Origin of the sequence: Peribacillus sp. RS7, assembly GCF_041956845.1 — a bacterium.
Taxonomy (GTDB): Bacteria; Bacillota; Bacilli; order Bacillales; family DSM-1321; genus Peribacillus.
In genome coordinates, this window is record NZ_CP168135.1 from 3,065,832 (window position 1) to 3,078,390 (window position 12,559).

Consider the following 12,559-nt stretch of genomic DNA (forward strand, 5'->3'; position numbering starts at 1 on the left):
TGTTCTAGTTGATTTGCCGCTTGATGAATGCCCATAATCTCCTCCTTACTTACTCTAAAGATTTCTTGAATTGTGCAATGTATTCATTCACTGTTTCGATTGCCCGGTTCACATCTTGTTCAATGATGGCATCTACTAGGTTACAATGAATGTTCAAATGAAGGTTCGCATCAGAACTCATCTCGACTATCTGATGGATGGAATCATGCAGGGAGTCATCCATATGTTCGTATAAATCAATCAATAAATCATTATGTGATGAACCCATAATCGATTTATGTAACTGTATATCCGCTTCTTCGTAAGCCTTGATATCCTTTGCTTCAGCAGCTTCACTGCATGCATTTATATAAAACCGCAATCGTTCTATATCTTCTTGGTTCCGTCTTAATGCCGCTAACTGGGCTCCCTCTCTTTCAAGGGCATGACGGACCTCTAATGTTTCCAATAAACTTGACTGCTGAATCCTTCTTTGAAATGCAGCCCCCAAGGTACTTGATGACCTTACAAATGTCCCCTTTCCTTGTTTCGTTACTAAAAGACCAGCATAAACAAGTGATCGTACAGCTTCTCTTAATGTATTTCTGCTTACATCGAACTGTTGGATCAAATCCATTTCAGGTGGAATCTGCTTTCCAATTTGCCATTCGCCTGATTGGATTAAGGATTCAATTTGGGAAACCACTTGCTCTACAAGTGATAAGCGATTTGTTTTAGATATGGTCAATATTCACACCTCGAATTTGTAGGATGATTGGTTCATTGGTTATTTTAACATATGTATGTTGAAAATGGAGCATAGGGAGTATTTTTAACCAAGTTTATTTCCATCCTTAACTTTAGCTGCTTAAAGGACAAAAGGTCTTATTAGGACAATAGATAAAATTCCAGTTGATTTCAGAAATCCGCTCCCTTTCCGCCGACTGTCTGCCAAGCCGCATCAAAGCAAGCGCCTGCGGGGTCTCGTCTAGCCCGCGGAAAGCGAGTGCCTGTAGTTCCAATCAACGTCCAAATTGTACAAACTTTAAAAAAACTGTAGGCAAAATCGATTTCATCGAGTTTGCCTACAGTCTGAAATCCCAGATATTAAAATTCAGGGATTTTATAATATTTCTATTTTTTTTGTTTGACAATAAAAGAGAGAAGGATAAATATTCCCAAAGTTACAAGACATACAGTGGTCCCGATTATGTTTTGCTTATTAAAGATGAATGCTAAAAAGATGATGCTCAAGGCTATGATAGCTAATATGGTTGGATATGGGTACCATTTTACCCGGAAACCTGGTTTGCCTTTGTATTGTTTACGCAGCTTCAATTGTGCGGAACAAATACTGATCCATAATAATAAAACTGTGAAGCCAGGGATGGCCATAAGGTAGCTTAATATCAGATCAGGTGTCAAATAGGATAAAAACACACCAGCCAATATACATAATGTAGTTAAAAATATACCATTAAGCGGGATTCCCTTTTTAGTTGTCCTTAAAAATGCCTTAGGGGCTTCGCCGTTCTGGGAAAGAGTAAACAGTGTCCTTGAGGTAGCGTATATCCCTGAATTTGCAGCTGATAAGACAGCTGTTAAAAGGACGAAATTCATAATATCAGCTGCTCCGGGAAGTCCTGATAAGCTGAAAACCTGTACGAAAGGACTTACTTCAGTGCTTACTTGGTTCCAAGGTATAACCCCGCAAATAATAAAAATTGGGAAGACATAAAAAAGAATCACCCGCCATACAGTTCCTTTAATGATTTTTGGTATGACTCGCTGACTATCTTTTGTTTCCGTGACGGCTACACCTATTAATTCTGCACCCCCATATGAAAACATTACAACCAAAAGTGCACTTAACATTCCATCAATTCCATTGGGGAAAAAGCCCCCATGCTCCGTGTAATTAGAAAAAGAAGCCGAACTAGGAAAAAGTCCTAACATGATCAAAGCTCCCAAAATAATAAAAGCAATTAAAGTTATTATTTTTATACCTGCAAACCAAAACTCGAGTTCACCATAGTATTTTACTTGAAACAAATTTATTCCTATTATTACTGCAGCGCAAAGTATACTTAACAGCCATAATGGTATTGAAGGAAACCAATATTGTAGAAAGCTCCCGGCTGCGACTATTTCTACAATGATCACGATAATCCAGTTAAACCAATAGAGCCATCCGACAATGAAGGATAGTTGAAACCCAAAAGCTTTATTTATGAGATGCTGTACATTCAAATTAGGAAAAGCGGTAGCCATCTCTCCTAGTGCCGCCATTACAATAAATAACAAAAGTCCCCCTATTAAATAGGCTATCACGACACTTGGACCTGCCATATTTAATGTATCTGAACTCCCCTTAAAAATCCCTGTCCCTATCATTCCGGCTAAAGCAATAAATTGGACATGCCTAGGCAATAAACCCTTTTTTAAATCTTGATGAGTCTTTTCCATTTTATTCATGCCTTTCTTTCGCTATTTTAATAAAATGTTAATTTCAGTAAAATTAAAAGTTCTTCTGTTAATGAACGCTTTTACGTACTAAAGTACTATGTTAATATATCACGATTCGGGAAAATGTCAATTTAAGCAGGGGAACGGAAAATTATTTTTTAACAGTAAAGAAAGATTCTCCTTTATTATCTTAAAAGTACTTGGATTTTATGAAAAATTAACCTGATAGGTGATTTTTTAAGAGATGTAGGCATTTTATAAAAAAATGATCGGAAGTTAAATGGCTGAATTAAACAAGTGCCACGAGCAAACAAAATTCCCTTATATTGCATGATTACTGTCATTTTGTTTGACGGTGAATAAGATGTTTTAACCAGTTCAAGTCCTTCTATAAAAACGAATTAGGAAATGTTCATATATGTCAGGCTGTGATTGCGGTTTTCGATATGGCGGAGGTTTCGCCTTTAAAGTCGTTTTGTTTATCCTTTTGGTTGCGGCGGCGATGCCCCGGGTTATGGAACATACTGCTGAATACAAAAAACCGACATTGATAGGTCGGTTTTTCTATGACATATAAGGTGTTGGAGCAGGCTAGCTAATGAGACTACCCGTTCTCATATAAAAAGGTGAGAGGAAGCGGCTGTAGGTTTTCGGTTTCTTGTACCGGGTCAATTTCCCTTAGAAATTCCAAATAACCGGTATATACCTGCGAGGCCATCCCTAAATATTGCAATTCAGTGTGGATGATACCAATCCTTGGTGAATGGAGCATATACATTTTTCATCCCTCCTTTCAAAAAAGGCCAGTCTCATAAAGGAGTTATTCCTAGGCTTTACTGATATGAATGTCTTGTTCATGGGGGATAATTCATATTCATTAGATCAAGGATGCTCCAGGTTCGAAGGATTCTGTATTTCTTTCTTCTACTACCATGCGCAACCCACTCTTAGGTCTGAGCGTAAGGGACGGAAGGGGGGTTACTTCATGATGGTCAGGTGCAATCTGAATCCTATATCGTTGAGCAATGCAGGCCAGCACAAGCACCGCTTCCATCATGGCAAAATGATTGCCAATACAAACCCGCGGCCCTCCGCCAAAGGGAAAGTAAGCGAACGCAGGCAGGCTTTTCAAATAGTTGTTATCAAATCGTTCAGGAATAAAAGATTCAGGTTGATCAAAATACTCTGGATTATGCTGCATCAAATAAGAACTTATTAGAATCATAGTGCCTTTTTTAAAGTGATATCCTCCTATTACAACATCGTCCGACACATCCCGGGATAAGATATAAAGTGGCGGGTACATGCGAAGTGTTTCATGAATGATCTTTTGAGTATATTGTAATTTCATGAAATCGTCAGGCTCGGGTTTCCGAGAACCGATTATGCTATCCACTTCATTGAAAAGTTTAGTTTGAACTTCAGGATGCTGCGAAAGTGCGTACAGTGCCCAAGAAAGAGCATTTGCTGTAGTTTCATGACCTGCAAGAAAAATAGTCATTAACTCATCACGTACCTGATGGTTTGTCATTCCTAATCCGTCTACGGCATCCCGGGCATCCATCAAGATTCCAAGCATGTCTTCGTGTTTTCCTGTATCGTTCTTCCGTTTTTCAATAATTCCATAAATCACTTTATCAAGTCTTTGTATCGCCTTTTTATATTGACGGTTGATTTTAGTTGGTACCCATAATGGCATACGGAAAATCGATCTCATCCTTTTGACTGCGATTCTTAAAGCTGTTTCCAGCGGTTTCCCAACAATTTCATAGCCATCTTTGAATTCCATGCTGAACATGGTCTTGCTGATTATCCCGAGAGTGATGTCCAACATATCCTTCGTGATAATCCGTTCATCGTTATGTTTCCAAGTTGATATATAATCCATTGTGGTATCAATCATATCCGTGGCGTAATGGCTAATATGAGTCTTTTTGAAGGAGGGTTGAATAAGCCTTCTCTGACGCATATGAAAGTCCTTTTCACTTGTAAGTAGACCTTCACCGAGAAGTGGTTTCAATACAGTGAAGTCCTTTGATTTGACGAAGGATTTTTGTTTTGTTACGAGTATTTCTTTTATTAGATCAGGATTTAAAACGAGGTAAACATTTTGGAATGGTCCTAAACGGAATTTAGCAACCTCCCCATATTCCTTGGCCAATTGGGTAAGAAAGCCGAGGGGATCTGTTTGAAATTCCTTTGTATGTCCGGAAATCAGCCTTCCATTTGGAACTTTTGGAGAATCACGGAAGGCACCATCAGTTTGGCTCAAGTTGTTTTCCCCCTTTCTTTAAAATAATTCCATATAATCATTCTATGAGCATAAACTAAATCGGTTTGGACAAGTCGATAAAGAAAGGGCGGATAATATAAATATGGCTATATATAGAAATGAAAAGAAGTAAACTTGCAGAAACCATAGAAAAACTCTGGGAAAATAGCGCCAGAGTTTTTTATGAGAGCTTTAGATTAAGAAGATGTGGGAATCGGTTCTCGGCAGAGTAAACTTTTTGTATTGATAGGGAGCTTAACTTCTTTCTTCATCGTTTCCATGTTGGAAATGATCATTTTTTTCATTAATGGGTCCACCAAATTGTTCATTGATTTCCTTAACCACTTGATCTAAAAATTCATCGGATATTATCGGATTTTTTGTTTTTTTGTGCATGTGATTCTCTACAATCCTTTCTGATATCATGTGTTTGGATCACTTATGAAAGATACTTATCAACATAACCTCAGTTACAATGAATTATTCTTTTTCTGTGCAAATTTTCACGGGCTTTTCCATTCATATTCATAAATCGCTTAAACCTTATGGTACGGGGTATATGTTTTTGGGTTCATTTTACAATCAATGGGGTGATCCGACAGCTACTCTCGTAACGGATATGAAAGGGAGGTGGAGCTAATTAGACAAAGGTATCTAAGAGGACTGCTTGTGGAAGATGTCTTTTTTACGGGTGAAATCACAGGAATTCAAGAAGATGTGAGAATAGCCCAATCACTTCTTGGTAATTGGGCATGAGCTATATTAACTTCATTAAGGAAACAACTGTCTTAAATATGTTATTAGCTGATCACGAAGTTCAGGTCGTTTCATGGCGAAATCAATTGATGCTTGAAGAAAGCCGAATTTATCCCCGACGTCATATCGATGTCCCTCAATGATATACGAATATAATGGTTCCTTTTTTAGCAAAAGATCCAAAGCTTCGGTAAGCTGGATTTCCCCCTTAGGATCTGGCTGTACGGTTTCGAGGATTTCAAAAATGGCAGGCGATAAAATATATCGGCCAATAATCGCCTGTGTTGAGGGTGCCTCCTCAACTTTTGGCTTTTCCACTAAGTTTTTTACCAGAAATAAATCCTCATATTGTTCTTGAAAATTTACAATCCCATACTTGGATACATCGGCAGGTAACACTTCCTTACACCCGATAATGCTCGCTCGAACCTTGTTATACCGTTCCATTAACTGCTTCAAGGCTGGGACCCGGCTATCCACGATATCATCACCTAACAGGACTGCAAAAGGTTCGTCTCCAATAAACGTTTTGGCACATAAAACTGCATGCCCCAGACCCAATGGTTCCTTTTGTCTTACATAGTGAATATCCACCATATTGGAAATGTTCTCCACGGTCTTTAGCAGATCATTTTGTCCTTTCTTTTGTAAAAGCATTTCAAGCTCAATGGATTTATCGAAATGATCTTCGATGGCACGTTTGTTTTTCCCTGTAACGATGATAATATCTGTAATCCCTGATTGTACCGCTTCCTCGATAATATATTGAATGGTCGGCTTATCGACAATCGGCAGCATTTCCTTTGGTTGAGCTTTCGTAGCGGGTAAAAATCGTGTTCCTAAACCGGCTGCTGGAATCACGGCTTTCTTTATCATAGCCCAGCCCCTTTTTAAGGTTCTTTTATCTCGCTTTTCGTTCTACCGTTCATTTTATGTGTTCATTGGTTGACCTATATCAAAAAAGGTTAAAATAAATCCCTGAAAAAGAATAGATTTACCATTGAAGCAAATATTATTGATATATGAATTTTGGTCAAGAGGTGTATATTTTGCCAATTGAAAATCAAGAGAGAAAACAAATCCTTTTTGCCTTACTTGTCATTGTTTTATATCTTTCCCCTTTATTCATCCTTGGAGAAAATGCGCATATTCGTGTACATGATAATTTGGATTCCAACATTGCCTGGTATAAAGTGCTTTCTGAGAGCGGTGAATTATTCGGTGCAATAGACGCCAAAATTCCACAGATTATGAATGGGCTGCCACGAAATGCGTTTGGCAGTGAATTCAGTATCATCGTGTGGCTGTATGCACTTTTCCCGACAATGGTTGCATATGCAATAAGCCAGGCATTAACAAGATTCATTGCTTTCTTTGGTATGTATATCCTATTAAAAAAACATTTGGTTACAGGGCGCCAATCAGGATGGATTAGGGTTGGAACATCCTTGGCCTTTGCCCTTACCCCATTTTGGCCATCGGGAATGCTCAGTACTCTTGGGATGCCGCTAGCCCTTTGGGCTTTTTTGAATATCCGCAGCAAGGACCATTCGTGGAAGAATTATTTGGTCCTTACACTTTTACCGCTTTATTCAAGCATCGTGCTTGGCTTTTTCTTTTTTCTTGTTGCAATGGGCTTCCTTTGGATATCGGATGTGATCAGGAAAAAAGGGTGGGATTTAAGGTTTCTACTTTCAATCGTGTATATGACGGTCATTTTTGGTCTGGTCGAGTATCGGCTGGTCGCTTCCTTCATTTTTGATTCGGAGCCGAACAGCAGAGATGAATATTTTCATGCAAGGCTGCCGCTCGAGTGGGTCATCAAGCTTACTTTCAAAAATTTCGTCCTTGGACATACGCATGTCATGACTGTACATGCGCTTATCATTCTGCCGATTACAGTCTTTGCCCTTTATATCATTTTGACCAAAAAGCTATGGAGACAGGAAAAGATATTTGTTTTTTTGTTCGGCTTGAATTTTATGCTTTCCGCGTGGTACGCATTTTGGTTTTATAAAGGCTGGCTTCCTTTAACGGAAAGGTTCCACACCTTGGATACCTTTAATTTTGCCAGATTTCACTTTTTAAGGCCGATGGTGATTTACTTGGGGTTTGCCCTCGCGATAAAAATCATCTGGGAGCACAGCGATTATGCCAAGAAAACCCTTTCAATATTCATAGCCGTTCAAATTATGATCTTAATGGGTTTCAATGAAGAAATCACTCACAATAAAAAACCATCTTTTAAAGAGTTCTATGCAGAAAGTCTTTTTCAAGAAATAAAAGATCATATTGGCCTTCCACAGGAAGAATATCGGGTAGCGAGCATTGGCCTACATCCTGCGATTGCCCAATTTAATGGGTTTTACACGCTTGATAGCTATAACAATTTCTATCCGCTTACTTACAAACATCAATTTCGTCAAATAATTGAAAACGAATTGGCTAAGAATAAAAACATCAAAATCTACTTTGATGAATGGGGAGGGCGTTGTTACCTATTTACCGATGAGCTTGGGAAGCATTATATGTTCAAGAAAGGCTCGAAGAAAGAGCTAGAAAATTTGGAACTTAATGTCGATGCGTATAAAGGGTTAGGTGGCAAGTATATATTTTCTGCTATACCAATCAACAATGCGAAGGAAAACGGGTTGGTACTAGAAAGGATTTTCACAAAGAAAGGAAGTATCTGGAAAATTCATTTATACAGAGTCACGTGAAAAGGGGGGAATATTGTGAATTCACCGATAGTAACGATTGTTGTACCTTGTTATAACGAAGAAAGCGTTTTGCAGGATACCATTTCCCAACTTTGTGGATTGGTGAGGGGTTTAGTCGAAGAAAACGTTGTATCCGATAAAAGTAAAATTCTATTGGTTGATGATGGAAGCAAAGATCAAACATGGAAGATCATTTATAAAGAAACGATTAACAATGAATTTGTTCGTGGGCTAAAGCTTTCCCGGAATGCAGGTCATCAAAATGCACTTCTGGCAGGAATGTTTACAGCAAATGAAGCCTCGGATTGTGTGATTTCCATTGATGCAGATTTGCAGGATGATATTCAAGTCATCCCTGAATTCATTCGGAAATTCAATGAAGGTTGTGAAATTGTATATGGTGTCCGCCAGAAAAGGGACCTTGATTCATTTTTTAAACGAACATCTGCAACTGGTTTTTATAAATTGATGAACAAGATGGGGGTTAACCTTATCTATAATCATGCCGATTTCCGGCTAATGAGCAAAAGGGCGATCGTGGAGCTGGAACAGTTTGAAGAAACGAATCTTTTTTTACGGGGAATCGTCCCGCTCATTGGGTTCAAGACGGACTCTGTTTATTATGACAGAAAAGAAAGATTGGCTGGGGAAACGAAGTATCCATTAAAGAAGATGGTTGCCTTTGCGCTTGATGGCATTACTTCTTTTTCAGTTACGCCGATCCGGCTTGTATTATGGCTAGGATGTCTTTCTTTTTTCATTAGCTTACTCTTTGGGTCATACTTTTTATGGTTAAAGTTTTATGGACAGACCGAAACGGGCTGGACCTCATTAATTACCTCCATATGGTTGATCGGTGGACTGCAGTTGATTGCTGTCGGCTTGATTGGGGAATATATCGGTAAAATATATAATGAATCCAAACGCCGGCCTAAATATATTGTTGATCTGGATCTATTTAATCCGCTCGATTTAACAAAACGGGAGCAACTAGACAATGAACGGAACAGTATTGAAAAACTATCTAAAACACACTAATTCCTTTATCCGCTTTTTATTGGTTGGAATAGTCAATACAGCGGTTGGACTTTCCATCATGCTTTTTCTCATGAATGTTCTTGATTTATCTTACTGGATCTCCACCTTTTTCGGCAATGGTACGGGAGCTGTAACGAGTTTTCTGTTGAACAGGACATTTACCTTTAAAAGCGATATAGACTTGCGGAGAGGAGTTGCCCGTTTCTTTTGCGTCATCCTGATTTGTTATTCCGCCGCTTATTCTTTAGGACAGGCCATTGCAGAATCGATGGAAGGATTCGTTCATTTATCCATACAGCAAAATGTGGCTGTACTCATTGGAACAATCTTTTATACAGTACTTAACTATATTGGCCAGAAATACTTTGTCTTTAAGAAAAGTAATTTGAGACCAATTCAAGAAGGAAGGAACTAATTAGAGTGGATCATTAGGAATAATGAATAATGCCCTCTGATTGGATGGAAATTAAAGTTGACTATCCAAACGGGGGCAGATCTGTTTAGTGGGAAAGCGAATTAGTTGATTGACTAGATAGGTATTCAGTTTCGTTTTTCGCTGTCTCCGTGGTGGCTGATGATTTTTCATTTTTGTGGACAGCCATATTGTTCATTGATCCGTTAATGCTTTGACCTGAAAATTTTCATCAGATATTATTTGTTTTTTTTCTTCTTTTTTAGACATGTCATTCACCTCTTTCCTTCCTTCAATCATTTGTTTTGATGACTTATGTAGTATACGTCATGAACAAAACCTCACTAACAATAAATTATTCTTTTTCCGTGTAAAATTTTCATTTACTTTTCCATTTCACGGGAGTATGATAATCAACAGTTTCATATTTCTAAATCGCTTAAACCTAATGGTACGGGGGACCCGTTATAGGGATTGTTTTTCAATCCAAGGGGTGAATCCTTTCAAGGTAAAGGTAGGGCTACTCTTAGGTCCGAATCCGACAGCTAACCTCGTAAGCGTTATATGAGAAGGAAGGTGGAGCTTGTCAGACAAAAAAATTGATGTCTACAGGTCTATTTAGCTATGACTTGTAGGCATTTTTCTATTTCGTCTTGTTTTTTGCAATAACTGGGGGAACATAAATTTATAACTAAAATATGGTGGTGAATACTTGATGTTATCTTCTATAAAGAGGTTCTTGATAGGGAGACCTTTAAAATCAAATGCACTTGGCGAGCAAAAGCTAAACAAAACTAAGGCTTTGGCCATCCTATCTTCTGATGCATTGTCTTCGGTTGCTTATGGACCTGAACAAATATTGATCGTTCTCATCACGGTCGGTGCCGCGGCATTCTGGTATTCAATCCCGATAGCAATCGGGGTATTGATCCTGTTAACGGCCTTGATCTTGTCCTATAGACAAATCATTTTTGCCTACCCCCATGGCGGGGGAGCCTATGTGGTTTCAAAAAACAATTTAGGCATCAATCCAGGGTTGATAGCTGGAGGATCCTTATTGGTCGATTATATATTAACTGTCGCTGTAAGTGTTTCTGCAGGAACGGATGCCATCACGTCCGCTTTTCCAGGCCTGCATTCATATAATGTCGGCATAGCCATCATTTTCGTCATTCTACTTACGATCCTAAATCTTAGGGGGGTTACGGAGTCGGCCTCTGTTTTGGCCTATCCGGTGTACCTATTCGTTTTAGCATTGTTCATCTTGATTGGTGTAGGAATATACAAGATCTTGACAGGTGGAGTTTCACCGGAATTGCACGCGCCAATTGGGACCCCGGTAGCGGGCATTAGTTTATTTATACTGCTAAGAGCATTTGCATCAGGCAGCTCCGCATTGACAGGAGTCGAAGCGATTTCCAATGCGATCCCGAACTTTAAAGATCCAGCCCCGAATAATGCTGCAAAAACTTTAATAGCGATGGGGTCCTTACTAGCTGTATTATTTTCGGGAATCGTATTCTTAGCCTATTATTTAAGCATTGTTCCCAGCGCAGAGGTCACGGTCGTCTCGCAGATTGCTGAAGAAATCTTTGGACGGAATTTCATGTATTTCTTCATTCAAGGTACGACTGCATTGATCTTGATACTGGCCGCAAATACTGGCTATTCGGCATTCCCGCTGCTTGCGGTAAATCTTGCAAAGGATAAATTCATACCAAGGGCGTTTACGATTAGAGGGGACCGATTAGGATATTCCAATGGAATTATCATACTGGGGCTTGCGTCTATCATCTTAATAGTCGCATTTAAAGGACATACAGAAAATCTAATTCCCCTTTATGCTGTAGGGGTATTTATACCATTTACGCTGTCCCAGACCGGGATGATCGTTAAATGGCTCCGCGAAAAGCCAAAAGGCTGGGTGGTTAAATTAACCATTAATTCAATTGGTGCCATTATTAGCCTGGTCGTCACGATGATATTCTTTTTAACCAAATTTACCCAGGTATGGTCTGTTTTGATTTTTTTACCAATCATCATTTTAATTTTTCATCGAATTAGAAAGCATTATGAAGCAGTTGGTGACCAACTGAGGATTACAACTTGTGAGCCCATCTTACCAATAGAAGGGAATATCATTCTTGTCCCTGTGGCGGGTATAACTCATGTGGTTGAGAATTCCTTGAATTATGCTAAATCTCTTTCAGCAAATCAGATCATTGCCGTTTATGTTGCTTTTGAAAGAGAAGATGAAAAGAAATTCGAAGAAAAATGGAAAAAGTGGCAGCCTGATGTTAGACTCGTCACACTGAACTCTTATTACAGAAGCATCATTCAGCCATTAACTAAGTTTGTGGATACAGTTGAACATAAGGCGAGTGAATCTAACTATAAAGTTACAGTGATCATCCCGCAATTCATTCCGAAGAAGGGATGGCACAATATTCTTCATAACCAATCAAGTTTACTGATCCGTGCCTACTTACTTTATAGAAGAAATGTAGTTATTACGACAGTGCCATATCATTTGAAGAAGTAATTTAAGAATAGAAGCAGACCTTGATCAGGTTTGCTCAGACTGTAGGTAAATTCGAAGAAAGCGAATTTGCCTACAGTTTTTTTCTTTAAAAAACGTTCCAGTTGTTTTCAGAAATCCGCTCCCTATCCCGCCGACTGTATGCCAAGCCACCTCGCCGCAAGCGTTTCTGGTGCTCGTCTAGCCAGTTATTCGGCAGGAGTGTCGCAAATTTCTTCAATCTATTGGGGGTTTCATAAAACAGTAAAGACCATTTTATTAAATCATGGTTAGGGATGAGACCATTCCGAACTCCTTTTTGTCGACAAGCTGAGCAAACCTTGATAGGGTTTGCTTCTTTTTATTTTCACCCTAGAAACTTACAGAGAGTCAAGTGT

At 38.9% G+C, this 12,559-nt stretch carries 11 protein-coding genes and 1 riboswitch; of the genes, 5 read left to right on the forward strand and 6 right to left on the reverse strand.

Annotated features, from left to right (window positions below; all coding sequences use genetic code 11):
* Positions 1–49: 49 nt before the first annotated feature.
* On the reverse strand, positions 50–727 hold the full coding sequence (locus ACDZ29_RS15380) for a FadR/GntR family transcriptional regulator (protein WP_289323882.1): 678 nt from the start codon (positions 725–727) through the stop codon (positions 50–52).
* Between the two features lie 386 nt (positions 728–1,113).
* Positions 1,114–2,445 carry an amino acid permease gene (locus ACDZ29_RS15385; protein WP_375091149.1) on the reverse strand — a complete coding sequence of 444 codons (1,332 nt, stop codon included), beginning with the start codon at positions 2,443–2,445 and terminating at the stop codon, positions 1,114–1,116.
* A 418-nt stretch (positions 2,446–2,863) separates the two neighbouring features.
* Here ACDZ29_RS15385 and ACDZ29_RS15390 point away from each other — a divergent pair, with 418 nt between their 5' ends.
* Positions 2,864–3,022, forward strand: a complete 159-nt coding sequence (locus tag ACDZ29_RS15390) for a YjcZ family sporulation protein (RefSeq protein ID WP_375088091.1) — start codon at positions 2,864–2,866, stop codon at positions 3,020–3,022.
* Positions 3,023–3,049: 27 nt separating this feature from the next.
* Here ACDZ29_RS15390 and ACDZ29_RS15395 read toward each other — a convergent pair whose 3' ends face one another.
* The 4 genes from ACDZ29_RS15395 to galU all read right to left on the reverse strand — a co-directional run bounded on the left by ACDZ29_RS15395 (position 3,050) and on the right by galU (position 6,349).
* A complete protein-coding gene (locus ACDZ29_RS15395) occupies positions 3,050–3,223 on the reverse strand; it encodes a hypothetical protein (protein ID WP_289323883.1) in 174 nt (57 codons plus the stop codon).
* A gap of 99 nt (positions 3,224–3,322) precedes the next feature.
* Positions 3,323–4,717: a cytochrome P450 gene (locus ACDZ29_RS15400; protein WP_375088092.1), complete on the reverse strand. Its 1,395-nt coding sequence runs from the start codon at positions 4,715–4,717 to the stop codon at positions 3,323–3,325.
* Between the two features lie 255 nt (positions 4,718–4,972).
* Entirely contained in the window at positions 4,973–5,113 is a 141-nt protein-coding gene (locus ACDZ29_RS15405; protein ID WP_289323886.1) for a bacitracin ABC transporter ATP-binding protein, read from the reverse strand.
* A gap of 375 nt (positions 5,114–5,488) precedes the next feature.
* Positions 5,489–6,349: a UTP--glucose-1-phosphate uridylyltransferase GalU gene (galU, locus tag ACDZ29_RS15410; protein WP_375088093.1), complete on the reverse strand. Its 861-nt coding sequence runs from the start codon at positions 6,347–6,349 to the stop codon at positions 5,489–5,491.
* 179 nt (positions 6,350–6,528) lie between these two features.
* On the opposite strand from galU, the gene ACDZ29_RS15415 reads away from it, so the two are divergent.
* The 4 genes from ACDZ29_RS15415 to ACDZ29_RS15430 all read left to right on the forward strand — a co-directional run bounded on the left by ACDZ29_RS15415 (position 6,529) and on the right by ACDZ29_RS15430 (position 12,185).
* Positions 6,529–8,193 carry a DUF6044 family protein gene (locus ACDZ29_RS15415; protein ID WP_375091150.1) on the forward strand — a complete coding sequence of 555 codons (1,665 nt, stop codon included), beginning with the start codon at positions 6,529–6,531 and terminating at the stop codon, positions 8,191–8,193.
* 15 nt (positions 8,194–8,208) lie between these two features.
* Positions 8,209–9,231, forward strand: coding sequence for a glycosyltransferase family 2 protein (locus tag ACDZ29_RS15420; RefSeq protein WP_289323889.1), 1,023 nt, complete (start codon positions 8,209–8,211; stop codon positions 9,229–9,231).
* Entirely contained in the window at positions 9,191–9,646 is a 456-nt protein-coding gene (locus ACDZ29_RS15425) for a GtrA family protein (RefSeq protein ID WP_289323890.1), read from the forward strand. The genes ACDZ29_RS15420 and ACDZ29_RS15425 overlap by 41 nt, the downstream gene beginning before the upstream one ends.
* A gap of 423 nt (positions 9,647–10,069) precedes the next feature.
* Positions 10,070–10,219: riboswitch (cyclic di-AMP (ydaO/yuaA leader) on the forward strand.
* 139 nt (positions 10,220–10,358) lie between these two features.
* Complete coding sequence (locus tag ACDZ29_RS15430; protein WP_375088094.1) at positions 10,359–12,185, forward strand: APC family permease; 1,827 nt, start codon at positions 10,359–10,361, stop codon at positions 12,183–12,185.
* Positions 12,186–12,559: the final 374 nt, after the last annotated feature.